The sequence below is a fragment of the Rothia nasimurium genome, from assembly GCF_014217215.1.
GTDB classification, from domain to species: domain Bacteria; phylum Actinomycetota; class Actinomycetes; order Actinomycetales; family Micrococcaceae; genus Rothia; species Rothia avistercoris.
Genome location: NZ_CP056080.1, coordinates 1,947,170 through 1,972,666, shown reverse-complemented (window position 1 = coordinate 1,972,666; position 25,497 = coordinate 1,947,170). Strand labels below are relative to the sequence as shown.

Below are 25,497 nucleotides of genomic sequence, written 5' to 3'. Positions count from 1 at the left end.
CCGTGGGGTTAGGGGACGGAGCAGGTGCCGTTCTCGCTGAGTTCTGAGGTGAGCTGCGCGCGGTAGGCGGCGGTTTCGATGACGTCGAGGCTGGAGGGGGCGGACGCTGCTGGTCCGGTGTTTGCGGCAGCTGCGGTGGTGGCGGTGGGCTGGATGCCTGAGGCTGAGTCTGCGATGACCTGCTGGACGGCGGTGTGGAGCTGGTCGAAGTCGGGGTAGGTGGGGAAGAGGGTGTCGAAGTAGGGTGGGCCTGCTGCGAACTGAATCAGGTCGTAGTTTTTGGATTTGAGGGCAACGTCCCCGAGGGCTGCGAGGCCGCTTTGGGGGATGTTGGTTTCGATAACCTGTTCGCCGGCGGCGGTGATGTCTGCGAATTTGGTGAGTACGTTGGCGGGGTCGAGCTGCTTGAGCATAGCTGCCTGAACGCAGCGCTGGCGGGCTTGACGGTCGTAGTCTGAGGCCCCTTCGCGGGATCGGGCGTACCAGAGGGCGTGGAAGCCGTCGAGGTGCTGTACACCGGGTTCGATGTAGCCGTCGATGGGGTTGGGTAGGCCGGTGATTTCGTTGGTGCCGCCGCCGATGGGAACGTAGCCTCCTACGTCGATGGTGATGCCGCCCAGGGCGTCGATGAGCTGTTCAAAGCCCGACATGTCGATGAGGATGTAGTTCTCAACGGTGATGCCGAGGACGCCTGAGACGGCGTCCATGGTTGCTTCGGCGCCGGGGTCGTCGGCTCCGGGGTAGAGGTCAGCGTAGTCGGCGGTGACGGTGGGGTAGAGGGCGTTGAGGATGCATTCGTCGCCGCAGTTGAAGCCTTCTGGGTAGATGTCCCAGAGGGGGGAGCCGTCTTCAAAGATGGCGTTTTGTAGGTTGCGGGGTACTGAGATGGTGATGGCCTGACCGGTGGCTGCGTCGATGGACACCACGGTCATGGAGTCGGGGCGGCGGCCCACGCGGTCTGCGCCGGCGTCCCCGCCCATGAGCAGGATGTTGTAGCGGCCGTCCTGTTCTTTGATGGGGGCGCCACCGGCGAAGATGTTGCCGAGTGCACCGCGCCCTACCCAGGTGATGTAGGCGGCGTAGCCTAGCCCGCCGCCGGTGAGGGCGATGCAGGCGACGAGGGCAAGAGTGACCAGGGGTTTAGAGCGGCCTTCGAGCAGACCGGGTCGAATGGCACGCAGGGTTGCTAGGAAGAGGTAGACCCAACCAATAGCTAGGCCCACCAGGGCCGCTGCCACAAGCAGTAGCACCCAGGTATTGGTGACCAGGGAAAGCACTAGGGTACGGCGGAGCATCCAGAGTAGCAGTAGAGCTAGCACAAGGCCCCAGATGGTAAAGGTAACCTTCAGGGCCCGACGGCCCAGGGTTTTCTGCCCGGTGAGTAGCTGGGCAGAGCCGGGGAGGAAGAGGGTGAGCAGGAGCAGGAGCCAGGCCCGGCGGGTACGGACAGAGGCCGATGCCGCTTCGGGGTGTTTCAGCGGATCGGTGTAGGTAGGTTCTACCAGGTGCTGACCTCGTCCCCTGACACCCGTGATAGGGGCTGCGGAGCGTGGGCGCTTGCGCTCACCGGACATGTGTTTGCCTCCCTGGCGTGGTGGGCCTGAAAAATAACCGAGTGTGGTTGAGTATCTTGGTATCTACTCAACCACACTACTGAAAGAAGCTGGGTGCTCCCGGAGCGGTCTTCCTGAACTTCCCGAGGGGCAGGCAGGAGCCTCTGGGCAGGGGGTTAGGGTGCGTAGGGGGTCTTTTGCTGGCCGTCCCGTTCGTCATTGTGGGCGGGAGCAGTGAGCGACTGTGCGGGTGCGCTGGGGGCGGCCCCTTCACCATCGAGTTCTGCTTTGTGCTCTTCAACCTTGGCGCGCAGAGCGGCACCCTTGTCCATAGCGGTCTGACGTAGGGAAGCGGCGAAGTCTACGAGGTCGGACCGTACCTGGCGGGCAAAGCCGTCGCTCCCTGACCCGAGCATACGCAGGGCTAGCAGGCCGGCGTTGCGGGCGCCGTTGATGGAGACGGTTGCAACGGGCACGCCGGCAGGCATCTGCACAATCGACAGGAGCGAATCCATGCCGTCGAGAGACTTGAGCTTGACCGGCACCCCGATGACGGGCAGGGGGGTAACAGAGGCCAGCATGCCAGGCAGGTGGGCTGCGCCGCCGGCACCTGCAATGATGACGCGGATGCCGCGGTCTGCTGCTTCACGCCCGTAGGCAATCATGTCTTCGGGCATGCGGTGGGCTGAGACCACGTCTGCCTCGTAGGGGATACCGAATTCTTCGAGGACTTCAGCTGCTGCTTCCATGACCGGCCAGTCTGAGTCTGAGCCCATCACGATGCCGACAATGGGTTTATTGGAGTCGTAGGGGGAGGTCATGTTGCTCCTTGAAACTAGGGGTGGTGCGGACGTCCGCCCCACCTACGTAGGGCCGGGCTAATTCCGCGGGGTTAGGGGGTAGAAGGGCCGTCGGTGAGCAGGGAGGCTGCCGCGGTGGCCTGCTGGCGGAGGGCCGCTAGCTGGTCGGCGGGGCCGGTCATATTGATGTGCCCGATCTTGCGGCCGGGCTTTACCGCCTTGCCGTAGTAGTGGACCTTGGCAGCCGGGTAGTCTTCCATGAGCTGCGGGTAGACACCGAAGATATCGTCGTTAGTGCCGCCCAAGAAGTTCTTCATCAGGGCGACTTCGCCCTTGATGTCGGTGCTACCCAGCGGGTAGTTGGCAACGGCCCGCAGGTGCTGCTCAAACTGGCTGGTGACTGAGCCGTCTTGGGTCCAGTGGCCGGAGTTGTGGGGGCGCATGGCGAACTCGTTAATGAGGAAGCCAGCTTCAGAGCCGGGAACTTCAAAGAGCTCAGCGGCCATCACACCGGTGACGCCCAACTCGGTTGCAACCTTAAGGGCGGCTGCCTGGGCTGCTTCTGCTACTTCAGGGGAGATGCCGGGGGCAGGGGCAATGACTTCGTCGCAGACCGAGTTCACCTGAATGGACTCAGCTACGGGCCAGGCCTTAACCTGCCCAGAATCACGGCGGGCTACCAGGGCAGAGAGCTCGCGGGTAAAGGGAACCTTTTCCTCTACCAGGAGCGCTGAAAAGTCGGTGCGAGCCGGCAACTGCTCAAACCAGGTCGCTGACTTCTCGCGGGCGTCCTGCTCATCATCGAGCACCATCACGCCCTTACCGTCATAGCCACCGCGCGGGGTCTTCAGAACAACAGGCCAGCCGCCCTCATTGCCAAAGGCGAGGAGCTCGTCCAGTGTGCGTACTTCGGCCCAGCGGGGATTGGGTAGGCCCAGGCGGTCAACGGCCTTGCGCATCTCAATCTTGTCCTGGGCGTGGACCAGGGCGGCGGGGCGGGGCTGAACATTGACACCCTCATCCATCAGGCGCTGCAGGAAATCAGTGGGAACATGCTCATGATCGAAAGTAAGCACGTCAACCTCGCGGGCAAAAGCTGCCAGTGTATCGTAATCACGGTAGTCACCCACAGGCGCGAACGGAATCGCCCTACGGGCGCAGACGTCATCACTCTCAGCCAGAATGCGAAGGTCAAAACCAAGCTCGGTAGCGGCGGGCGCCATCATGCGCGCCAGCTGGCCGCCACCTACAACACCAATTTTTGGTCCAGTCATAGGGTAAGTCACAGTCACTAGGCTACCCGGGTGCGGGGTGCTTGTAAAAGCGCCCGCTACATGCTGAACAGACCCCTGGAGGCTGGGCAAGCTCCCAGGTAATGCCCCGCTATCTGTGAGCAAAACACTACCCCTGCAAGGGAGCAGGTAGGGGATGGCGCCTGTACTATGTGAACAGAATAAGACCTGCTCCCCAGTTCAGTCGGTGCGTTGAGACGTTCCCTGCCGAACTTATACCAGTTCCCGCCGGGAGGGGCCCGCACCATACGACGAGGGAGAGAAACTATGAGCGCACTCAAACAGCGTCTAGAGACCCTGTGGCACAGTCACGGCCGGGAGATAGCCCAGTTCCTGAGCGTCGGTGGCCTGGCTTTCATCATTAACTCGGTGGTGACCTGGTCGCTCATGCACTCCGTCTTCTCTGATGGGCACGCCAAGGCCAAGGTCGTGGCCGGTGTTGTCGCCACCATCTTCTCCTGGGTAGCAAACCGTCTGTGGACCTTCCGCGAAAAACGTACCGGCAACAAGGTACGTGAGGCTATCGAATTCGGCATCGTCAACGCCATCGGTATCGGCGTTGAGGCATCCTGCGTGCTCTTTAGCGTCTATGTGCTGGGTCTGACTAGCCCGCGGGCGTCCTTTATCTCGGGCACCATCATCGGTACCATCTTGGGCACTATCGTGCGCTACTTCCTGTACAAGTTCTGGGTCTTCTCTCAGAGCAGGAGCCATAACGGCGATAAGACCTCCGAAGAAAAGCGCGCTGAGCTCATCGAAGAGGCCACCAAAATTATGACCGGCTCCCTGCCTATCGTTGAGAAGGCAGAGACCGGGCCCGTTCGTCGCCCAAAACTCGACTAAGACGCTCCTGCTCCCAGGTGACCGCTGGGTCGAGAACCAGAGCAGCCCGGCCTGAAGCCATAACCGCCAGAGCCTGCTCTAGGTAGGCGGCATCAAAACGCTCCCCCGGAACTTGGAGGGCGGCTACTTCGTGCTCATATTCGGTAGTCAGGGCCGTAGCCTGCTCGGTGAGCTGCTCCATCAGCCGGCCATAGCTGGTGCCCTCCCAGGCATGCCCCTCTGCTGCTGGGGCTGCCCATCCCACATAGACGTCGGGGTGGGACCTCACCTCAGCGGCATAATCAAGCACCTCAGACGGCAACTGTCCCATAAAACGAGGTGCCAGCGGCTCGGCGGCGACAGCCAACAGGTATTCTTCCTCGGCGTCCTCTAACTCTGACATATCAAAGGCGGCGCGGACGTCCGCCCCCGCCCGCAGCTCCCACGTCAAGGTCGCCCCGACCCGCAGACCAGCTGCTGCCAAAACTAGCGACCGCCAGTGCAGGCGCTGGGGGAGCGCCAGCAGAGAGCCGGGCTCTACCTCACACTCATCGACCAAAAAATTAGCGGTCTTTGCGACCCAGTTGTCAAAAACCCGACCCGAAAGCTCAATCCGCTCACCCGGTGCTGAATACCAGAGAAGGGCAGGAGACTGCCGCTGAGCCAAGAGATTCATGAACTGAGGGAACGAAGAAGCTGCCTGGGAAAAAGATGCTGTCATGCTCCCTACTCTAGGGCACCGCCCGCCCCGCGGCCAGAGAGTGCCCACCGCGGTAAATGCATATACCACAGAGAAACGCAAATTATTGTGAGAGAATCTCGTGTGAAGAAGATTTTTTTAATCCCAGCTTGACGAATAGGCGGTTACACGCGTGTAATTAGGTGCAGGGAATTTTTTATTCTGTCCTCAGTTTGGGATATGAAAGGGAAGACTATGGGCCTCCACAGCCGCCTGCCTCAGGGCGCTGCAGGGCGCACGCCTGATGTGGCCCAGTACCACACTATGCACTCTGCCCAGTATTTAGAAGACCAGGCTACCGCCTTGCTCAATGCCGCCGCCCCCAAAGGCCGCGGCCGAGCAAGCTCACTTGCCAGTAGCTCAGCTACCGACATGTTCTCCACCGACTCTGAGACCCTCTCCCTCTGGCAGCAGGCCGCCGGTATCTACAGCACAGACGGTGACGACGGCGAACTCTCCTGGCAGGCAGATGCCCTCTGCGCCCAGACCGACCCCGAGGCCTTCTTCCCTGAAAAGGGCGGATCAACCCGCGACGCTAAGCGAGTATGCAGCGAATGCCCCGTTCGCGAAGCCTGCCTAGAATACGCCATGGAAAACGACGAGCGCTTCGGTATCTGGGGCGGCTTATCAGAGCGTGAACGCCGCCGCCTCCGCAAGCAAGCTATCTAAGAAAGAAGGGCTTGATTCATGGCAATCACCCGCCAGTGCTCACGCCAAACCTGCCAGCGTGAGGCTATTTTCACGCTCACCTATGCCTACGCCCAGTCAACCGCTGTGATTGGTCCCCTCTCGGTGCACCGGGAGCCCCACGCCTACGACCTGTGCGAATTCCACGCTGACCGTCTCACCGCCCCCCAGGGCTGGGATGTTGTGCGCCTAGACGCGCCCACCACCAGCCCCGCGGCAGAAGAGCAGGCAGAAGCGTCCTACCCACCCCTACGTTCTGTTTAGAGCGAGATCCGGTATAACCCGTTGGTCTATGACCAACGGGTTTTCTTGTAGGCCCTATATCAAAAAGAGCCCTTATCTGATAAACTTTGACGAGCACACAACACACTTGCGCCCACAGTACGTGACATAAGGAAGATAAGTTCGTGGTCAACCCCATCAACGCAGCCAACCGAGACACTTTTACCCGTCGGTCCTTCGTGACCGTAGGAGCTCTGGGCACAATGACTCTTGCTGCCTGCTCCACACCCGAGAGCAGTACCAGCAGCGCAAGTGCCACTGCGACTGCAAGCTCAAGCCCCACTCCTACCGTAAAGTTTGCCGGTACTGTAGAGGTTTACCCCGCCCTCGACGAGGTAGAAATCAACCCCATCGAGACCGTCACCGTTACCACTGCTGATTCAACACTCACCAAGGTTACTGTCACCACCGCGGAGGGTGAGGAACTCGCCGGTGAGCTAGCTGCAGACGGTAAGAGCTGGACCTCCACCGACCGTATGCTCTTCCACAGCGATTACACCGTAGAGTGGGAAGCAGAAGACGCTGCAGGTACCGCAGGAACTGGCGAGAGCACCTTCTCTACTGTCTCCGCTGCCTACGAAGTAGACGCCCTCATGAACTTTGAAGATGGAGCCAGCTACGGTATCGGTAAAATCATTCAGTTCAATTTCTCTGAGCCCGTGCTCAACAAGGCTGAAGTAGAAAAGCGCATCACCGTGAAGGGTGGAGGCGATCAAGCCGGTAAGTTCCGTTGGTACAGCGATTACATGGTGCGTTATCGCCCTGAAGATAAATGGGCCACTAACTCTACCGTAACTGTCACCATTGATATTTTTGGTCTCGATGTCGGCAACGGCATGATCGGTAACCACACCACCACTCGTACCTTCAAAACCTGGAATAAGCGCTACGCTTTTGCAGATAACAACACCAAGACCATCAAAATGTACGTAGATGATGTCATGGTGCGCGAAGCATACATCACCCTGGGAAATGCTGACTGGCCTTCAGTAGTGGGCCAGCTAGTCATCATGGAAAAGGCTGAGAGCTACTACTTTAACTCTGGCTCCCTTAACCTGGCTCCTGGTGACCCCTACTACTACGAGCCTTTCTGGGCTTCTTGGACTTCCCGCCTGACTTCCGGCGGTGTATTCGTGCATCAGGCCTCGCCCTCATCCTGGTCATCGGTAGGCCGGGTAAACGTCTCCCACGGCTGTATCGGTATGCTCCCTGAAGACGCTAAGTTCTTCTACAACACCTTCGGTGTAGGCGACGTTGTGGAGACCGTAAACACCGGCTACCCCCAGGCTGACCCCGACGACGGTTATGGCGACTGGAACATCCCCTTCGCCAACTACCACGACTCAAACTGGAAGGGTAACTGGTAAGGTCAAAGCCTGCCTCAATAGTCTTAGAAACTCCCGCTCTGTAGCACCGCCCCCGGTGCCCGAGCGGGAGTTTTTGATATCTACCGCGTAGAATACACAGGCAGACGCACCCTAGATACCCGGGAGGAAACCCACCGTGGCCCAGCAGCCCGACCAGAACCAGGAGTGGAAGAAACTCACCCCCGCCGTCACCACGCCTAAGGCCGATAGCCTACTGTCAGCCCGCAGGGCTGAACGCGGTATTCAGACTCCGGCTCATACCGCCCACGAGGTAGGCGACACCGGTTCATCGGCAGAGCAGACCGGCACAGATACTCCCTCAGAGACCGCCCCCTGGACCGCGCCCCTGGACGCGGTGGCAGCCCCCGAAGGTAACGCGTCCGCTCCCGAAGCCACCCCGGCTGCAGAACGCGCCGAAGCCCGCGAAGTCGCGGTAGACGACAAGCCCCGCCTGCTGGGGCTGCGCCGGGCCATCATCGCCCTGGCCGTTCCCGTGCTGACCATCATGCTAGCCGTGCGTGCCGTCGCCAGCCCCGCCTTCCTCTGGCTCGAATACCACCGCTCCGGCTTCCCCCCAGACAGCTACGGCTTCGATACCCAGGAAAGACTGCGTCTGGGCTCTTACGGGCTGGACTATATCTTGAACTTTGCCCCCCACACCTACCTGGCTGATATCACCACCGGCGGTAAAGCTGCCTTTCTTGCCAGCGAAGTTGAGCACATGACCGATGTCAAGCGGGTCATGCTCATCAGCATCATGTTTGCCCTCATCATGCTGGTGCTGGCCCTGCTCTCAGCCCGAACCCTGCGCCTGCGGGCCCCGGGCGTCCTGCGCTCATCCCTCTTCACCGGTGCCTGGCTCACCCTGGCCCTACTTGTTGGCCTGGGCGTTACCGGAGCTATCGGCTGGGAAGCCTTCTTTACCACCTTCCACGAGGTCTTCTTCCCCCAGGGCAACTGGCAGTTCCGCATGAGCGATACCCTCATCCGTCTCTACCCGCCCCAGTTCTGGGTGGACGCCGCCGCCACTGCAGGTGCCCTCACCCTCTTGATGACGGCAGCCGTCCTCGCCGTGACCTGGCCTACCCGCTACCGCAAGCAGCTAGCCCTCAAGCGCCGGGCAGAGCGTCAGGAGCTCAAAGAACTCCTGACCAAATAAACCCCTAAATCCAGGCGTCAAACCACATGCGCTCGCGCCACTCGGTGTAGGGGACGGTCTGGGCTGTCCAAATAGGCCAGTAGTAGATAGAGACTAACAGCGCGAAGACCACAAAGAGCCCTACCACCAGTAGCCCTGCCCGGCGGCGGCGTACGCTGTCGCCGGGGCGTCCTAGCGCCAGCCCTAAAATACCTGCCAGCATAAGAATCAGGTAGGGCTCGAAGGAGAGAGCATAGAAGAAGAACATGGTGCGCTCGGGGTAGGCAAACCAGGGGAAATAGCCCACCGCGAAGACCGCGAAAAGGGTTGCAAAACGCCAGTCGCGGCGCAGCAGCACAATGAGCAGGGACAGGGTTGCAACGATGATAAAGGACCACCAGATGAGCGGGTTGCCGATATTCAGCACCGCCTCAGAGCAGGAATCAACCGTACAGCCGTTCACGCCCAGGTCAGGGGACTCATAGTAGTAGCTGGTGGGGCGACCCAAAATCAGCCACTGCCAGGCCGGGGACTCGTAAGTGTGGGGGGAATCCAACCCCGAATGGAAGGCATAGGCAGAGCGGTGGTACTCCCAGAGCGAGCGCAGAGACTCAGGCAACCAGAGAATTCCTTCGCCGGGGTGCTCTGCTGCCCAGTTGCGGTCGTAGGCGGAGTCTGAAAGGAACCAGCCGGTCCAGGTCACCAGGTAGGTGAGCAGGCCGGTGCCGATGAGGGCGAAGAAGGCGAGGACGCCGTCGCGCAGGAAGCCCGCGACATGCCAGCGGTGGATGCCGGCTATACGGCGGGCGTTGGCGTCCCAGAAGACTGTGATCAGGCCGAAGATAGCGATGAAGAAGAGGGCGTTCCATTTGACGCCGACCGCCAGACCCGCGCAGATGCCGGCGACGAACCGCCAGTAGCGGAAGCCCAGCCAGGGCCCGTAGCGCATGAAGTCGTCGGTGGGGGCGCCGTTGTGGTCGCGGGCGTGGGCTGCGATCCGGGCAGCGAGCTGGCGCCTTCCCTGGTAACGGTCAAGCAGCAGGGCCACGAAGGTGGCCAGCAGCCAGAACATGAGGAAGATATCGAGCAGGGCAAAACGGGACTGCACAAAGTGCAGGCCGTCGATAGAAATTAGCAGACCGGCAAGGGTTGCTACCGTCACTGAGCGGAAGAGTAACCAACCAGCCAGCATGACCAGGCCCACCGACAGGGTGCCGGTGAGTGCTGCGGCAAAGCGCCAGCCGAAGGGATTATCGTCCCCAAAAATTGCCATACCGAAGGCGATCATCCACTTACCAACCGGCGGGTGGACCACATATTCGGCGGTTTCAAGGATACCCGAGGGGGTTCCGGCAACGAAGGTCTCGTTGGCTGTATCAGACCAGTTGCGCTCATACCCAAAGTGCAGCAGGGAGTAGGCGTCTTTAGCGTAGTAGGTTTCGTCAAAGACGATGGCGTTAGGGTTAGCCAGGTTTACAAAACGCATGAGCCCGGCAAGCACCAGCACAAGCAGGGGCGCCACCCAGCCGTAGCGGGGCAGCGGTACCGCTGTTACAGCTAGTCGCGCCCGGAGGGCTGACTCGGTGAAAGCGTCTTTGAGGGTCAGGACGGCAGAGGTTGGGTTAGATGTCACCCTAGATATGCTACCCGGGGCAGCAGAATCATGCGCGCGGACGCGGAGCACCGAGCCCCACAGGGCGTAAAAGTAGTAGGGTTTAACCCTATGGAATCCTCCCCTCACACCGTACCCACTGTGCCGGCCGAAGGCGGCGCCCTCATCCTTGGCGGAACCCCCATCGGCAACCTAGCCGATGCCTCCCCGCGCCTGCGCGAGGCGCTCGCGTCCGCCGACGTCCTCGCCGTTGAAGACAGCCGTACCCTGCGTAAACTAGCCGCCGGGCTGGGCGTCACCACCCGGGGACGAGTGCTGGTCAACCACGACCACAACGAGGCTGACCGCGCTGGCCAGATCGTTGAGGCTGTGGCAGCCGGGCAGACCGTGCTGCTCATGTCGGACGCCGGTATGCCCGCTGTCTCCGATCCCGGCTATGTCGCAGCCGCTACTGTGGCCAACGCTGGCCTGACCGTTACCGCCCTGCCGGGCCCCTCAGCTGTCGTCACCGCGATTGCTGTTTCTGGCCTGCCCTCGGGGCGTTTCACTTTTGAGGGCTTCCTCGCCCGCAAGGGCTCCGACCGCACCCGGCGCCTGGCCGCGCTCGCTAGCGAAGAGCGCACCATGGTCTTCTACGAGTCCCCCCACCGGCTGGCCGCGACCCTGCACGATTTTGCCGAAGTCTTCGGGGCAGAGCGCCGCGCCGCTGTCTGCCGGGAACTGACCAAGCTGCACGAAGAGGTTGCCCGCGGCAGCCTGCAAGAACTCATTACCTGGGCCGAATCTAAGCAGATCAAGGGCGAAATCGCCATCGTGGTTGAGGGCGCCCCCGAACCCGAGGCAGAAGAGGCAGAGAACCTGACCGACCTCGTCCTGGAGCTTGTAGCCGGTGGCGTCCGCCTGAAAGCAGCCTGCGCCCAGGTCGCCGAAGCCCACGGGGTGTCAAAGCGTGACCTCTACCAGGCAACCCTGGCCGTCAAAGATTCAGAAAGCTAAACCTATGTGTACCGACCACGCCCTGACCGACGCTGAGCTGCGCGAACTTGCCGAGCGCTTTGCCTCCTACCTGCCCAGTGAGGCCGAGCAGACCGCCACCATCTTTGAAACCCCTGAGCCGATTCTGGAGGGTGAGGTACCCCCGGCCTATCAGGCTGATCGCTACAACACCGCGGGTGAGCCTAGCGGGGAGGGTACCCGCCGCCGCGGCGAGAAGGGGGAGGACGGACGTCGCCGCAACCTGGTCTTCCCGCCCGCTCCCGCACCCCTGCCCTATGCCATCGTCGATAATCACACCCACATGGATTTGCTCGACGGCGAGGTTGCCGTCACCGCCCGCGACGCCCTCGATACCGGCGAAGCCCTGGGCATCGGTGCGATTGTGCAGGTGGGTTGCGATGTTCCCAGTTCCCTCTACGCTGTGCGAGCTGCCCAGGCTGACCCCCGCGTCCTGGCCGCTGTGGCCCTGCACCCCAACGAGGCTCCCAAGCTGGCTGAAGCGGGCCAGCTCGAAGCCGCCCTGGCTGTGATTGACAACCTGGCAGCTGACCCGCGCGTCCGTGCCCTGGGCGAGACCGGCCTGGACTACTTCCGCACCGGTGAGGAGGGGAAGGATGCCCAGGAGGAGTCCTTCCGCGCCCATATCCGTATGGCGAAGAAACACGGTAAGGCCGTGCAAATTCACGACCGCGACGCGCACGAGGACGTCGTCCGCATTCTGCTCGATGAGGGCGCGCCCGATACCGTGATTTTCCACTGCTACTCCGGCGGGCCTGACCTGGCTGAAATCTGTAACGAGCAGGGCTGGTACATGAGCTTTGCCGGCACCGTGACCTTCAAGAACTCGCACGGGATTCAGGAGTCCCTGAAGCTAGCCCGCCGGGAGCTGATTCTGGCTGAGACCGACGCGCCCTTCCTGACCCCCCACCCCTTCCGGGGCCGTCCTAATGCCAGCTACATGACCAACTACACCGTTCGCTTTATGGCCGGCCACCTGGGTGCCGACCTTGAAGAGCTCTGCCGGGATATCCGAGCTAACTCCCTGGCAGCTTACGGGAGTTGGGGGATTGAGGGCTTCTAGCCGTTAGAGCCAGGTAGGCGACCGCCCAGGCCACCGGCAGGGCATGTAGAAGAGCCAGGTGCTCGGGCCACTCGTTGCCGCCCCAGTCGTGCCCGCCAAACCAGACCGCAAAGGGCATGGCAAAGATGAGCACACCGGTGGCGGCTAGGTAAAGGTAGCCGGTGTGCGCGGTGCGCCAGCCGTAGAGGGCCGCGAAGATGAGGAAGGTGACGAACCAGACCCAGTGGTGGGTCCAGGAGATGGGGGAGAGCAGTAGCCCCAGCGTCGCCACGCAGGAGGCAGCCCCTAGGTAGGTGCCACGGACGTCCTGCCCGGCAAGCCTGCGCACGGCCAGGTAGGTGAGCACCACCGACCCCAGGGCGGTGACGGCAAAGAGGACGCCGGTGAGCCAGGAGGGGAAGAGCATAGCCCAGGTGCCGAGCAGGTTATAGTTCAGCGCCCCGGTAATTGACCCCACGCGGGAGGATTCAAAGATTTTTTCGGTGAAGTATTCGCGGGCTACCTCGAAGTCCACGGCAAAGCTCAGCAGGATAGACGCGAGACCGGTACCCACGAACCGGCCCAGGGACTTCCAATCGCGGGTGGCGATGAAAAGCAGCCCGAAGATAGCCGGGGTGAGTTTGATGCAGGCGGTGAGGGCAATCAGCACCCCGTGCCAGCGGGTGTTCTTGAGGTAGATGACGTCGGTGAGAATCAGCAGTACCAAAAAGAGGTTGATCTGCCCCAGCTCCATATTGAAACTGATGGGGAAGAACTTGAGCAGCAGGGGAGTGAGCCAGAGCCCGGCAGCTAGGGCGGGGCGCTTGCCTACCCCCATACCCCGGCAGGAGAGGTAGACCAGGGTCACCAGCGCGGCAATGTTGAGCAACAGGAATATAGGCCCTGCGGTATCTGCACTGGTGAGCAGCACAAAGGGGGCGAAAACGAGGGCAGCAAAGGGCGGGTAGGTGAACCCGTAGATTTCTTCGGGTGGCAGAGCCCAGTTGTAGAGCTGGCCGGTTTCTAGCCAGTGGGCCACCCCGCCGTAGTAGACCTGTAAGTCGAAGAATTCCCGGGCCACCATTTTTTCGTCCCAAAGGAAGGGGTAGGCGCTGATGAGGGTCAGCGCCAGGGCAGTGACCAGGGCAGGTGTGCTGGTGAGCGCTCGGGTAAGGGCGGCGATGGGCGGACGCTGGTGGGCGGCAGGTGCTACAGGCATGGGGTCCCCGGGGTTGGGTGGCTTGGTACGAGCAGTAATTCTACCGGGGGTGTTCTGGGAGTGAGGAAACCTATGTGTATATACAGACCCGGTAGACTAGAGACCGTGACTGAACAGCAATCTCCCGTGCCCGATGCCCTGTTGGGCCCCCAAGACATTCGTGATCTGGCAGCCCAGCTCGGCATCCGCCCCACTAAGACCCTGGGACAGAACTTCGTGATTGACCCTAATACGATTCGTCGTATCATTGCCTCTGCCGATATTAGCCCCGATGAGACGGTGGTTGAGGTCGGCCCGGGCCTGGGATCCCTTACCCTGGGTATTCTGGACGCTGCCCGCGACATGGTTGCTGTTGAAATTGATCCGCCCCTGGCCGAGCAGTTGCCCGCTACTATCGATAGGTTCCGCCCCGGCTCAGAAGACCGTATCGATGTGGTGCTCTCCGATGCCATGAAGGTTACTGAGCTGCCGCGCACCCCGTCCGCCCTGGTCGCCAACCTGCCTTACAACGTAGCGGTGCCGGTGCTCCTACACATGTTCGCTACCTTCCCCTCCATTGAGCACGCCCTGGTGATGGTTCAGGACGAGGTTGCCGACCGTCTCTCGGCTAAGCCCGGTTCAAAGATATACGGGGTGCCTTCGGTCAAGGCCAACTGGTTTGCCGAGGTATCTAAGGCAGGGGTGATCGGCACCAATGTTTTCTGGCCTGCCCCCAAGATTAAGTCGGGCCTGGTGGCTTTTAAGCGCCGCCCCGAGCTACTGTCTGATCTGCCTCGTGAAGAGGTCTTTGCTATTGTCGATGCCGCCTTTGCCCAGCGTCGTAAGACCCTGCGGGCTGCGCTCGCTGGATGGGCTGGTTCTGCTGCCCGTGCCGGTGAGATTCTTGAAGCTGCCGGTATTGACCCGCAGCTACGCGGGGAAAAGCTCGATATTTTTGACTTCATCAAGATTGCCGAAGCCGCCCGGCAGGTACCTGCCCCTGCCGACCAGAGCGGGGAGGGGGCGTCCGCATGACTCTGAGTGTTACTGCTACCGCCCCCGGCAAGGTCAACCTGTATTTTGCGGTGGGGCCCTTGAGAGAGGATGGCTACCACGAGGTTGCCTCGCTCTACGCCGCTACCGATGTGCTGGAGCGCGTGACAATTTCTTCGGCTCAGGAGCCGGGTATCGCCCAGTCGATGAGCGTTGCTGAGGGCTCCCCTGTGGCGGAGCAGGTCGCTGCCGGTGCTTTTGACCCGGCTGTGGTTCCGCTCGACGAATCTAACCTGGCCTACCGCGGTGCGGCAGCGGTGCTGGGTGAGCGCGGGCTGGAGCCCACGGACGTCTCCGTTCAGCTTCACATTGATAAGGCAGTTCCGGTTGCCGGTGGTATGGGTGGTGGTTCAGCCGACGCTGCTGCTGCTATGAAGGCTATGAATGATTATCTGGTACAGGCCGGTCTTGCTACGGAGCCTCTTGCACTTGAACGCCTGTTGGAGCTGGCCGCTCCGCTGGGTGCCGATGTGCCTTTTGCCCTGCTGGGTGGTCTGGCCGTGGGCACCGGGGTGGGGGATAAGCTCACTCCGGTTGAGGTTCCTGAGGGGGTGGAGCCGCTGAGGTTTGGGTTTGTGCCTTCAAGGGCTGGGCTATCTACTCCTGCGGTGTTTAGGGAGCTGGACGCCGGCCGGGCTGAGGGGCGCTACCCTGCTCCGGACGCCACCCTGCGGGTTCCGCAGGAGCTGCTAGACCTGCTGACTTCAGCAGAGCCACTGCAGGAGCGCCTGCCGGCTATCGCCGGGCTGCTGCGCAACGACCTGGCTGCGCCCGCTGTTGCCTTGTTGCCTGAACTCGCAGAAACGTTGGAACAGGCCGAAGCCCAGTCTGAAACGGTTGCAAGTTTCGTATCGGGTTCGGGGCCTACAATTGTTCATCTAATGGAGAAATAATTATGAATATTATTAATTCTTTAAAATCAATTAAGCACCAGGTCTTCTTAGTAAAGAAAAAGGTAAGTTTTTTACTAAATAGGTCTACAAGCTGGAGCTATAGGAATTATTCAAGACTTTCTGGATATAGGTATATTCCTGAAAATTATGAGGTTACATTGGATGGCAAAGGGCTGCTTAAAGCCCCAACATCAAGTACCTTTCCAGTGGATCACCTGAGGTTAGTGAGTAATCTACCCGTAGCGGAAAGACAGGCAGTTCCCTTCCGGCTTTATCTTTTCTGGACAGGTGATAACCCGATTACAGAAAATAGAGCTAAATCAGTTGAGTTTCTGAGATTTAATAATGAAGATGTTGAGGTCATCTTGGTGAATGACAGTAATTTAAAAGATTTCATTGTGCCAGGTTATCCATTGCATGATAGATATTATGATTTATCCTTTGTTCACAGATCTGACTACCTTCGCGCTTATTTTATGTACCATCATGGCGGAGCGTACCTAGATATTAAACCTTTTTCTGGAAAAATATCGAAAATGATAACGCGACTTAACGACAATCCTTCACTTTGGGCTGTGGGGGACCCGGAGATGTACGGAACTGGTGCACCTCCTGTTGGAGGGAAGCTGGCCAGGGATGCAAAAATCCATTATGCAAATACATTATCCCAATTTTGTTTTGCTTTTCGGCCAAAGACTCCATTTGCTGCTGAATGGCTAACAGAGGTTGAACGAAGGCTTGACTATTTTTCTGTGGATCTAAAGAGATTCCCTGCTAACGGCGTAATGGGCACTGAAAACCCAAATTATCCAATCCCGTGGTTTTCGATTCTAAGTTCTATCATTAGACCTTTATCATTGAAATATTCTGAAAAAATATCCATTGATAACTTTGTTCGTGCCAACTATGATGGGGTAGATTCTTACAGATAATAAGAGTTAAATAGTATATTTCAAATATCATCGGGTAAATAACTGGGCTATCAAGATAAACCCTAGATTATTCCCAACAAACCTGCAGTAGGTTTTGACAGATAGCTTGCAGCGCTACTATGCAGTCTGCAAGCTATCTCAATCCCCTTCAAGCCCACCTATAAATTACCCAATTCATGCTAACTCAGACTCTGGAACATTTAACCGATGACGTGCTTGAGTACCTCTCATGCTCTTTTTATGTATCCCAGTGAGATTATGTGACGTAGTGTAAGCTGTCTTCGGAAGATGCAGGGAGTTTCCAAAATTATATTTAAAAAACGATATTCTAACTATGCAAATTTTTGAAGAGTGCATATAAGATTATTTGTGGTTAACGTATAAATTTTTCTTTGAAAAAATACCTGTAAATCCCAGCGAGGGCACCGAGATTTCCGCCTATGATTCTGGCTGCCTCTAACCGGCTTTCCTTCCTATAAAATCCTGGCAGATGCTTGAGAATAGCCACAACCGAGTATTTTATACTGGGTCCACTCATTCCTTTGGTTCTGTACCGTGTCCACAGTAAAACCTTTGTTTTCTGATAATTGAAGTTTTGCTTAAAAATACCTTTCAGTGTTGAACGCAGTCTATAATTAACTCTAGCTTTATTGGCAAATACTATCTTTCCCCCATTTTCAAGGACGCGCCATGTAAAATCGGTTTCTTCCGACCCGCCGACAAATGATAAATCCATTCCGCCTAAACCTCTATACACTTGTCGCGTAACACCAAAATTACACCCAGCAACTGACGGATAGTAGCCAAAAATTGGTTTGAGCTGATCCGCCTGTGTAAATCGTTTTGGCTCGTCATCTATTATCTCAGTAATACCATAACTCTTAAGTAAATCTGGAGAATTTATCTTTGAGTGGATGAGCTGACCGCCAACAATATCGGCTGAGTTTTCTACGAATCCTGCGTAAATTTCACTAATCCACTCGGGCTCTACGTAATCATCAGCATCGCAAAATAGTAGATATTTTCCTCTTGCATACTCGGCACCAATATTTCGAGCATAAGAAATTCCTGCAATCTGGGAGGAATCTACTACTGTTAAATTTAAAATTCCCATAAAAGAATCGAGTGCTCTTTGAGGTGCCCCATCTGTACTTCCATTATCACTAATGATAACTTCAAAGCTAGGATTTTTTACCTGGTGAGATAGATGGTGAAGCTGTTTGATTAAGTAGTTTCCACCGTTTCTGCAGGGGATAATAACGGAGACCTCAGGTATATTAATTGTCATCGGGGTAAATCCTTAATTTTAACGGCAGGAACGCCTGCGGATAAGCTGTGGGGGGGGGTGTCTTTTGTAATTACAGCCCCGGCTCCGATAACTGATCCATCTGCAATAGTTACACCGGGCAAAATAGTCACGTTGGCGCCTATCCAACACCCTTTACCAATCGTTACTCCTTGGTGGATGACAGCCCCTGCCCGTTGTAAGGGGTCTGATAAATCGTGATTAGCCGTTAATATCTTTGTGCCTGGTCCTAATGCCGTCCGGCTGCCGATATTCACTGGAGCATGACACTCAATATATACATTGTTATTGATGAATGCACCTTCTTGAATGGTAATTTCCTTACCATCTAGAACCAGGGAGTGTCCGATGAGAGATTTTTGTATATTTTTATAACCGCATTTGTTGAGAGATTTCCATCGCTGGTTATTGGGTGTAAATTTTGAATAGGTGATATATTCTTTAAGAATGAGGCTTATTCATAAGGGGTAACCAGCAGCCAAAAACACCAGACCCCGCACCACCGAAAACACCCGCCCATACAACCCCAACGGCCGCCTGAACCCCGTATGAAGAATCCGCCAGGTCTTGATACGTGCGATGACCCTCTCCACCACCGACCGTAGCCGATTCAGCACCCGATTATTTCGCTTCTGCTCCTTGGTGAGCTTCTGCCCAGGCTTACGCTTTGCCGGGGTAACTAACCCCAGACCCACGTAGCCCTTATCAGCCAAAGTCGAAGAATCAAGTAGTTGATCTAGACTATGGGCTCTGAAAGCATGAGCATCATGTCTAGCACCAGGCAACGGGTCAGTGATAGCCAGGAGCCTGCCATCGAGGGTGCAGATGACCTGGTGATTAAATCCTGCTCGTTTATGCTTACCAGAGAAGTTTCTTTTCCCTTGTGAACGCCAGTTCCAGGTGGGAATAAGGGTTCCGTCAATCACGAGGGAACCTGATGCTTTTAGCCCCTCTTGCAAGGGTCTGTTCAGTGGTTTGAGAACCTGGGTGAGGGCTTTTTCGATGGTGCTGATAGTCCGCGAGATGGTGGGCTGTGAGACGTCGAAGAGGTGGGCGAGGGCTTCTTGAGTGATGTTGTGTCGGTAGCTCAGTAGTGTTACTTTGAGGGCCTTAGCCAGGGTAAGTCTGCGGGGTTTTTCGGCTGGTTTGGTCCAGGTGAGGTGGGTGTTGAGGGCTGTGAGGAGTGTGGCGAATTGCGTGGCGGTGAGGCCGGTTGTACGCTGGTGTAGCAACGGTTCTTCCGGTGTGGCTTGAGGTTATTTGTAGTGATTTAACCCTCTTATTTTTGTCACCTGGTGGGGCCGTTGTCTAGTTGGTGGGGGTGGGTGTGTGGACCCCCTTATGAATAACCCTCAATATTAATTGACTTTTCAAGAATCATAAATATTTACCCCTCCTAAGGTTGCTATACTAACTCACTGAGTTGCATCCAGCGCATCTCCAGCTCATCTATTTCGCTCTGGATACATTGCTGATCAGCAGAGAGCGCAGCCAAACCTTCATAATCTGAAGGATCATAGCTGGCCATCTTCTCTTCCAGCTTGGCTTTTTGGTCTGCTAACTTTGCCAACTTGCGGTCAATCTGATTGATTTCCTTCTGAGCTGCCCGAACCTCCGCACCACTGACCTTAGCCGCTGAGCTACTACCGGCGTCCTGCTTACCCAGCGGCGAAGAATCAACGGCCTTCGTCGACGGAGTGGCAGCTGCAGACATCGAAAGCTGCAGATACTCATCAACCCCGCCCGGCAGATGCCTAAAAGTGCCGTCAATGAGAGCATACTGCTGGTCGGTCACACGTTCCATCAGATAGCGGTCATGGGAAACCACCAGGAGCGTGCCGGGCCAGGTATCGAGAAGGTCCTCCATCGCCGCCAGCATATCGGTATCGAGGTCGTTAGAGGGTTCGTCAAGAATAAGGACGTTGGGCTCATCCAACAGAATCAGCAGGAGCTGAAGGCGACGCTTCTGACCACCTGACAGGTCTTTAACCGGGGTAGATAGCTGGGCTGACGTAAACCCTAGACGTTCCAGAAGCTGCCCCGGAGTCATCTCCTTACCGCCAGCTACATACGAGGTGCGCTTGCGCCCAATGATATCTGAAACTCGGTCATTCTCGATCTCGCGTAGCTCATCGAGCTGCTGGGTCAGCGTAGCGACCTTCACGGTCTTACCGTGCTTAACCCGCCCGCGGGTAGGCTCTACCGAACCAGTCACAAGGCCTAGCAGGGTTGATTTGCCGGCACCGTTGACCCCCATGATGCCGGTGCGCTCACCCGGCGCGATACGCCAGGTAACCTTCTTGAGCACGTCCTTGGTTGCACCGGGCGTGCTGGCATCGGGGTAGCTGACATCGACGTCCTCAATATCCACGACGTCCTTGCCCAGACGGGACACCGCCATCTGCGACAGCTCCACCTTGTTGCGCACCGGCGGTACGTCGGCAATGAGGGCGTTAGCGGCATCAATACGGAACTTGGGCTTGGAGGTACGTGCGGGGGCGCCGCGGCGTAGCCAGGCAAGTTCCTTACGCATGAGGTTTTGGCGTTTTGCCTCGGTAGCAGCCGCCTGGCGGTCACGCTCAACCCGCTGCAGAATGTAGGCGGCGTACCCGCCCTCGAAGGGCTCTACGACGCCGTCGTGAACTTCCCAGGTATCGGTACAAATTTCGTCGAGGAACCAGCGGTCGTGGGTGACGGTCAGTAGGCCACCCGCGTTCTTGGACCAACGGTTTTTGAGATGGTTAGCCAGCCAGGTGATAGCCTCAACATCGAGATGGTTGGTGGGCTCATCAAGCATCAGGACGTCCCAGTCACCTGCGAGCAAAGCGGCAAGGGCAACACGGCGGCGCTGGCCACCTGAGAGAGAGGAGACGGGTGCGTTCCAGTCTAAATCTGATACCAGACCCGAAATAACATCGCGAATCTTAGCGTCTGAAGCCCACTCATACTCGGGTGTATCACCCACAATTGCCTGGCCTACAGTGAGCGAATCATCGAGCACATCAGCTTGGTCTAGAAAACCGATGCGGGTACCAGAGCGCACCGTTACCTTGCCTGAGTCTGGTTCAAGGCGCCCACCGAGCAGGGAGAGTAGGGTCGACTTACCGTCACCGTTGCGGCCCACAATACCGATACGGTCACCCTCATTCAGGCCAACAGTGATGCCCTCAAAGATAGTGCGGGTGGGAAATTCAATATGCAGGTCTTCCCCGCCAAGTAGATGTGCCATGGTCTGAGTATGTTTATTCCTTATCGGGAGCTAGATACGATTGCTTCATGAGTGCAAGCTCATTATCTAGCTGTTCTGATGAGTAACCAATCGTCGTAAAGAGTTCTTTAAAACGGTGTCGCCAATCCAGCTTTTCAAGAGCTAGGCGAACATTGCGCTCCGCAGTATCTTTGCTGTAGCTTTTCAGAGCAACTTCCACCTCTCCCATACCCTGCTCTACATTATTGTGACTAATATCTACCGTTGCTCCATCCCAAAGCAGCAAATCAGCTCCAGCTGACCGGGGCTTTTGACCTACTACAAGGCAGCCCCAGGCTAAGGCATCAAGCCAGCGTGCCGTGACGTAGTCCTTTGTAGGGTGCGTGTAAGGCGCTGGACTGACCCGCACTGAAAAAGCAAGCACTGATTTAGCTCGTTTAAACGCTTCGTGGAGTAAGCGCACAGAGGAGTCTACTGAGTTACCAAAGCCAGGGCGGCCCTCAAAAACTAGCGAGTGTTTTTGAGCGAGAGCGGCGGTATTGGTGTCGTCATCCCAGGCTATAGGCTGTCTTCCAACGCGTACTAAATCGGTAGTTTTCGCAGAGGCCGCAGCGATACGTTCATTGAAGTTGCTCCATACATCGGTTCCCCATGGTAGAAGGTCCACTTTCTTGATGCCTTTTTCTCGCCAGTCCTGAACATCGCCTGGATCTGTGACAAAAATCTTGGTGTAAGTAGAGGAAGATTTGGCAATACGTGGGATACGGTCTTCCCAAAAGCTGTCGATAACCCAACCATAGACTGCTGAATATCGTTTGAATACAAAACGAGTTTGGGCAATAGCATTTAGCTGGCCGGGATCGCAGGCAATGACAATCGCAATCCGCTTCTTCGAGGAAAATCGCGGCAAAGTGCCCAAAACCTTAGTTAGTTTTGTGAGAGAAGATCGGTTGTCGACTTGAATGGGACTAGTACCAAGGTAGCTCCCTAGAAGCTTAGCCATGTTCTCAACGGGCGCCCACCCTGGCCCGCCAGGTGTGGCTACATACAAGTCGAATATCGGTGTCATATAAATAGGGTCCTGATGTGGTCTAAAGCGATGTGATACTTATCCATAGTTTATATGAGGGTTAGAAAGGGAACCGGAACAGTGGGTAGAATCTCTAGAGATAAAAGATTCCTTTAACACAAACAAGGCGGAGAACCCGAACTAATGGCGCAATTCAATGTTGGAGCGCTGCTTAAAGGGCAAGCAAAACGTCCCGTTGAGCTACCGCAATCCTCAGTCCCCGCAGAGAAAAAAATTCTTTTCGTCTGCACAGGAAATATTGCTCGTAGCGCCTCTGCCCAGTACATCGCGGAGCAACTGGTAGGTTCTAAATCTAGCTGGACTTTTGACAGTGCCGGCACTGGAGCTGTGGTAGGTTCTGGCGTCGCACCGTTTATTGATGAGGAGCTAGATTCCCGCGGAGTCGAATTCAGACATCACAAGGCAAAACAAATCACAGGTGATCTCATCGAAAGCTCAGCCCTAGTGCTAGTCATGGAAAAAGAGCACCTAAACTGGCTAATGAGAGAGTGGCCCCAGCACCGCGCTAAAATTCACCTGCTCAAGCAGATGGCCAGAGTGCGAGAAACCGCAGGCCGTAGAGCGGATCCAGTGACCTTCATGTATCAGTTAGATGAGGTTCCTGCACGAGGGGACAAAATAGATGACCCCTATCGCAAAGGGGCTGAAGCTGCCCGTGAAGCCGTTGAAGAAATTGAGTTAGCTCTCACAAAAATTATTCCCTGGTTGGGGCCCTGATAGCTTTCCCACGAATGTTTTGCCGACACCTACCCCGGGTACGTTTCGTTCTGGGCGTGAGAGTTGGTAATATCTAGATTCGTCTGTACTGCTTCTCTAGAAGAAACGCAGACTGTAATCCGCCATGGTGTAATTGGCAACACAGCGGCCTTTGGAGCCGTTATTCAAGGTTCGAGTCCTTGTGGCGGAGCTCAACACCCCCTCAACCTGCAAACCGTAGGGGTCTCACTCGCTCAAGGAGTACCAACTAGTGACTGCTACTGCTTCAGTTCCGTCCGCTGTTATCGTTCTAGCTGCCGGAGCTGGAACCCGCATGAAGTCTTCCACCCCCAAGGTCATGCACCCCATCGGCGGGCGCTCTATGGTGGAACACGCGGTAGCTGTGGCTCGTGAACTTAACCCCAAGGATCTGGCCGTTGTTGTGCGCCACCAGCGCGATAAGGTAGCGGCTCATGTCACTGCTTTTGACGCTGACGTCACCATTGTTGATCAGGACGAAATTCCCGGTACCGGGCGCGCCGTTGAAGTCGGTCTGTTAGGTCTTGACGCTGAATCGGGAGAGGTCGAAGGCACCGTTGTGGTGACCTATGGTGACGTTCCCCTGCTGAAGACCGAGACCCTGCGCAAGCTCATTGCCTTCCACGAAGAAGGCAAGAACGCCGTCACCGTTCTGACAACCCACATCGATGAACCCGGTTCCTACGGCCGTATCGTCCGCAACGAAGCTGGCGAAGTAACCGCTATCGTGGAAGCCAAGGATGCCACCCCCGAGCAGCTTGCTATCACCGAGATCAACTCCGGTATTTACGCCTTTGATGCAAAGGTTTTGCGTGACTCGCTGACCCGCGTGACCACCGACAATGCCCAGGGCGAAAAGTACATCACCGACGTCCTTTCCATTGCGCGCGAGGACGGCTACCGCACCAGCGCTCTCGATATCGAGGACCGCTGGGAAGTTGAGGGTGCTAACGACCGTGTCCAGCTAGCTCAGCTGGGGCGTAAGCTCAACGACCGTCTAACTCATGCGCATATGGTCGCAGGTGTTACTATCGTTGATCCCGAATCCACCTGGATTGATGTCACTGTCACCATCGACAATGACGTTACTATCCTGCCCGGCACCCACCTGCGCGGAACCACCCACATCGCTACCGGTTCAGTGATTGGCCCTGACACCACTTTGACCAACGTTAAGGTGGGGGAGAACGTCACTATCTCCCGTACCGAAGGCTCTGACTCAGAAATCTCTGATGGCGCTACCGTTGGCCCCTTCGCTTACCTGCGACCCGGTACCAAGCTTGGCCTCAAGGGCAAGATTGGCACCTTCGTTGAAACCAAGAATGCCGAAATCGGCGCCGGTTCAAAACTGCCCCACCTCTCTTACGCGGGGGACGTGACGATCGGCGAAAACTCAAATATCGGCGCAGCATCAGTCTTTGTGAACTACGACGGCGTGAATAAGCATCGCTCTACCGTAGGAAACAATGTCCGAATGGGGTCCGACAACATGTATGTCGCACCCGTACATATCGGAGATGGCGCGTATTCTGGAGCTGGAACCGTCATCCGCAAGGACGTCCCCGCAGGCGCCCTCGCAATTAACGAAGCCCCTCAGCGCAACATCGAACGCTGGGTCATTGAAAAGCGAGCCGGTACTGAAGCCGCAGAGGCAGCTCAGGCTGCACTCGACGCGGAGTCAGCCGACTCAGTTAAGGAAAGCGAATAGCAGTAATGACTGAGATTACGAATCCAGGTGAAAAGAAGATGGCGCTGGTCTCAGGCCGCGCCCACCCCGAACTCGCTGAACAAATCGCAGCGGAACTGGGGAACGAAGTTCTTCCTTCATCCGCCTACACCTTCGCCAACGGTGAGACCTATGTACGGTTCAACGAGTCGGTGCGAGGGAAGGACGCATTCGTAATTCAGTCACACCCGGCACCGATTAATGATGCCATCATGGAACAGTTGATTATGATTGACTCGCTCAAGCGTGCATCAGCCCGTTCAATTACTGTTGTTTCTCCTTTTTACCCCTATGCGCGTCAGGATAAGAAGCACAAGGGCCGTGAGCCCATCTCAGCCCGCCTGATTGCTGACCTCTACAAGACCGCCGGTGCCCACCGCCTGATGAGCGTTGACCTACATACCGCTCAGATCCAGGGCTTCTTTGACGGGCCCGTTGACCATCTGATGGCTATTCCCCTGCTCGCTGAGTACGTAGCAAGCAAGGTCGATACCGATAACGTCACCGTGGTTTCACCCGATACCGGTCGCGTGCGTGTTGCTGAGCAGTGGGCCGAGCTGCTGGGCGGCGCACCGCTGGCCTTCGTGCACAAGACCCGCGACATCAATGTGCCCAACCAGGCTGTTTCAAAGACCGTTGTGGGTGACATCGAGGGGCGTACTTGCGTGCTCATCGACGACATGATTGATACCGGCGGAACTATCGCCGGTGCTGTGCGCGTTCTTAAGGAGAACGGCGCTAAGGACGTTATCATTGCAGCAACCCACGCTGTTTTCTCAGATCCTGCATCTGAGCGCCTGGCAAACTGCGGTGCCAGCGAAGTTGTTGTTACTAACACCCTGCCGCTGAAGCCCGAACAGACTTTCGATAATCTGACTGTGCTCTCAATCGCGCCTCTGCTGGCACGTGCCATCAAGGAAGTCTTTGACGAGGGGTCAGTGACTAGCCTGTTTGATGGTAGAGCTAACTAACATTATCAATATCACTGAGAGATAGCTCCGTGCCTGG

24 protein-coding genes and 1 tRNA gene are annotated in these 25,497 nt (G+C 57.0%); 14 read left to right on the top strand and 11 right to left on the bottom strand.

Annotated elements, in window-relative coordinates:
• Positions 1-8 precede the first annotated feature (8 nt).
• The 3 genes from HWU94_RS08965 to HWU94_RS08955 form a co-directional block, all read right to left on the bottom strand.
• The gene (locus tag HWU94_RS08965) at positions 9-1,574 is read right to left on the bottom strand and encodes an LCP family protein (protein WP_185173423.1); all 1,566 of its coding nucleotides are present in this window, start codon (positions 1,572-1,574) and stop codon (positions 9-11) included.
• Between the two features lie 155 nt (positions 1,575-1,729).
• Positions 1,730-2,374: a 5-(carboxyamino)imidazole ribonucleotide mutase gene (gene purE / locus HWU94_RS08960; protein ID WP_185173422.1), complete on the bottom strand. Its 645-nt coding sequence runs from the start codon at positions 2,372-2,374 to the stop codon at positions 1,730-1,732.
• A 71-nt stretch (positions 2,375-2,445) separates the two neighbouring features.
• Positions 2,446-3,627 (bottom strand): 5-(carboxyamino)imidazole ribonucleotide synthase, encoded by a 1,182-nt coding sequence (locus tag HWU94_RS08955; RefSeq protein WP_185173421.1) that lies wholly within the window; start codon positions 3,625-3,627, stop codon positions 2,446-2,448.
• A gap of 285 nt (positions 3,628-3,912) precedes the next feature.
• On the opposite strand from HWU94_RS08955, the gene HWU94_RS08950 reads away from it, so the two are divergent.
• On the top strand, positions 3,913-4,488 hold the full coding sequence (locus HWU94_RS08950; RefSeq protein WP_185173420.1) for a GtrA family protein: 576 nt from the start codon (positions 3,913-3,915) through the stop codon (positions 4,486-4,488).
• Here HWU94_RS08950 and HWU94_RS08945 read toward each other — a convergent pair.
• Entirely contained in the window at positions 4,436-5,188 is a 753-nt protein-coding gene (locus tag HWU94_RS08945; RefSeq protein WP_185173419.1) for a TIGR03089 family protein, read from the bottom strand. The two genes, HWU94_RS08950 and HWU94_RS08945, sit on opposite strands and share 53 nt — an antisense overlap.
• A gap of 213 nt (positions 5,189-5,401) precedes the next feature.
• On the opposite strand from HWU94_RS08945, the gene HWU94_RS11680 reads away from it, so the two are divergent.
• The 4 genes from HWU94_RS11680 (at position 5,402) to HWU94_RS11630 (ending at position 8,701) form a co-directional block, all read left to right on the top strand.
• Positions 5,402-5,875, top strand: coding sequence for a WhiB family transcriptional regulator (locus tag HWU94_RS11680; protein ID WP_280527411.1), 474 nt, complete (start codon positions 5,402-5,404; stop codon positions 5,873-5,875).
• 18 nt (positions 5,876-5,893) lie between these two features.
• Positions 5,894-6,157: a DUF3499 domain-containing protein gene (locus HWU94_RS08935; protein ID WP_185173418.1), complete on the top strand. Its 264-nt coding sequence runs from the start codon at positions 5,894-5,896 to the stop codon at positions 6,155-6,157.
• A gap of 143 nt (positions 6,158-6,300) precedes the next feature.
• On the top strand, positions 6,301-7,542 hold the full coding sequence (locus HWU94_RS08930) for an Ig-like domain-containing protein (RefSeq protein WP_185173417.1): 1,242 nt from the start codon (positions 6,301-6,303) through the stop codon (positions 7,540-7,542).
• Between the two features lie 136 nt (positions 7,543-7,678).
• Positions 7,679-8,701, top strand: a complete 1,023-nt coding sequence (locus tag HWU94_RS11630; RefSeq protein WP_244955946.1) for a TIGR01906 family membrane protein — start codon at positions 7,679-7,681, stop codon at positions 8,699-8,701.
• A gap of 4 nt (positions 8,702-8,705) precedes the next feature.
• Here the strand turns inward: HWU94_RS11630 and HWU94_RS08920 are convergent, their stop codons facing one another.
• Positions 8,706-10,313: a dolichyl-phosphate-mannose--protein mannosyltransferase gene (locus tag HWU94_RS08920; RefSeq protein WP_185173416.1), complete on the bottom strand. Its 1,608-nt coding sequence runs from the start codon at positions 10,311-10,313 to the stop codon at positions 8,706-8,708.
• Between the two features lie 90 nt (positions 10,314-10,403).
• Here HWU94_RS08920 and rsmI point away from each other — a divergent pair, with 90 nt between their 5' ends.
• On the top strand, positions 10,404-11,288 hold the full coding sequence (gene rsmI, locus HWU94_RS08915; RefSeq protein ID WP_185173415.1) for a 16S rRNA (cytidine(1402)-2'-O)-methyltransferase: 885 nt from the start codon (positions 10,404-10,406) through the stop codon (positions 11,286-11,288).
• Between the two features lie 4 nt (positions 11,289-11,292).
• Positions 11,293-12,369 carry a TatD family hydrolase gene (locus HWU94_RS08910; protein WP_185173414.1) on the top strand — a complete coding sequence of 359 codons (1,077 nt, stop codon included), beginning with the start codon at positions 11,293-11,295 and terminating at the stop codon, positions 12,367-12,369.
• Here HWU94_RS08910 and HWU94_RS08905 read toward each other — a convergent pair.
• Positions 12,323-13,567 (bottom strand): glycosyltransferase 87 family protein, encoded by a 1,245-nt coding sequence (locus HWU94_RS08905; protein ID WP_185173413.1) that lies wholly within the window; start codon positions 13,565-13,567, stop codon positions 12,323-12,325. The two genes, HWU94_RS08910 and HWU94_RS08905, sit on opposite strands and share 47 nt — an antisense overlap.
• Before the next feature lie 105 nt (positions 13,568-13,672).
• Between HWU94_RS08905 and rsmA the strand changes: the two genes are divergently transcribed.
• From rsmA to HWU94_RS08890, 3 genes are read left to right on the top strand one after another with little or no spacing between them, the layout of a single operon-like run.
• Positions 13,673-14,581 (top strand): 16S rRNA (adenine(1518)-N(6)/adenine(1519)-N(6))-dimethyltransferase RsmA, encoded by a 909-nt coding sequence (gene rsmA / locus HWU94_RS08900; protein ID WP_244955945.1) that lies wholly within the window; start codon positions 13,673-13,675, stop codon positions 14,579-14,581.
• On the top strand, positions 14,578-15,492 hold the full coding sequence (locus HWU94_RS08895) for a 4-diphosphocytidyl-2C-methyl-D-erythritol kinase (protein ID WP_185173411.1): 915 nt from the start codon (positions 14,578-14,580) through the stop codon (positions 15,490-15,492). The genes rsmA and HWU94_RS08895 overlap by 4 nt, the downstream gene beginning before the upstream one ends.
• A 2-nt stretch (positions 15,493-15,494) precedes the next feature.
• Complete coding sequence (locus HWU94_RS08890; protein WP_185173410.1) at positions 15,495-16,424, top strand: glycosyltransferase; 930 nt, start codon at positions 15,495-15,497, stop codon at positions 16,422-16,424.
• Between the two features lie 373 nt (positions 16,425-16,797).
• Here the strand turns inward: HWU94_RS08890 and HWU94_RS08885 are convergent, their stop codons facing one another.
• The 5 genes from HWU94_RS08885 to HWU94_RS08865 form a co-directional block, all read right to left on the bottom strand.
• Positions 16,798-17,712 (bottom strand): glycosyltransferase family 2 protein, encoded by a 915-nt coding sequence (locus tag HWU94_RS08885; RefSeq protein ID WP_185173409.1) that lies wholly within the window; start codon positions 17,710-17,712, stop codon positions 16,798-16,800.
• On the bottom strand, positions 17,709-17,987 hold the full coding sequence (locus HWU94_RS11785) for a DapH/DapD/GlmU-related protein (protein ID WP_409348792.1): 279 nt from the start codon (positions 17,985-17,987) through the stop codon (positions 17,709-17,711). The genes HWU94_RS08885 and HWU94_RS11785 overlap by 4 nt, the downstream gene beginning before the upstream one ends.
• Before the next feature lie 201 nt (positions 17,988-18,188).
• On the bottom strand, positions 18,189-18,962 hold the full coding sequence (locus HWU94_RS08875; RefSeq protein ID WP_185173408.1) for a transposase family protein: 774 nt from the start codon (positions 18,960-18,962) through the stop codon (positions 18,189-18,191).
• 173 nt (positions 18,963-19,135) lie between these two features.
• Positions 19,136-20,959 (bottom strand): ABC-F family ATP-binding cassette domain-containing protein, encoded by a 1,824-nt coding sequence (locus tag HWU94_RS08870; RefSeq protein ID WP_185173407.1) that lies wholly within the window; start codon positions 20,957-20,959, stop codon positions 19,136-19,138.
• A gap of 13 nt (positions 20,960-20,972) precedes the next feature.
• Entirely contained in the window at positions 20,973-21,941 is a 969-nt protein-coding gene (locus HWU94_RS08865; RefSeq protein WP_244955944.1) for a glycosyltransferase, read from the bottom strand.
• Positions 21,942-22,151: 210 nt separating this feature from the next.
• Between HWU94_RS08865 and HWU94_RS08860 the strand changes: the two genes are divergently transcribed.
• From HWU94_RS08860 to HWU94_RS08845, 4 genes are all read left to right on the top strand, one after another.
• The gene (locus tag HWU94_RS08860; RefSeq protein WP_185173405.1) at positions 22,152-22,745 is read left to right on the top strand and encodes a hypothetical protein; all 594 of its coding nucleotides are present in this window, start codon (positions 22,152-22,154) and stop codon (positions 22,743-22,745) included.
• A gap of 118 nt (positions 22,746-22,863) precedes the next feature.
• Positions 22,864-22,935 (top strand) — tRNA-Gln (locus HWU94_RS08855).
• Positions 22,936-22,995: 60 nt separating this feature from the next.
• A complete protein-coding gene (gene glmU, locus HWU94_RS08850; protein WP_185173404.1) occupies positions 22,996-24,471 on the top strand; it encodes a bifunctional UDP-N-acetylglucosamine diphosphorylase/glucosamine-1-phosphate N-acetyltransferase GlmU in 1,476 nt (491 codons plus the stop codon).
• Positions 24,472-24,476: 5 nt separating this feature from the next.
• Positions 24,477-25,460 (top strand): ribose-phosphate diphosphokinase, encoded by a 984-nt coding sequence (locus HWU94_RS08845; RefSeq protein WP_185173403.1) that lies wholly within the window; start codon positions 24,477-24,479, stop codon positions 25,458-25,460.
• The last annotated feature ends 37 nt before the right edge of the window (positions 25,461-25,497 follow it).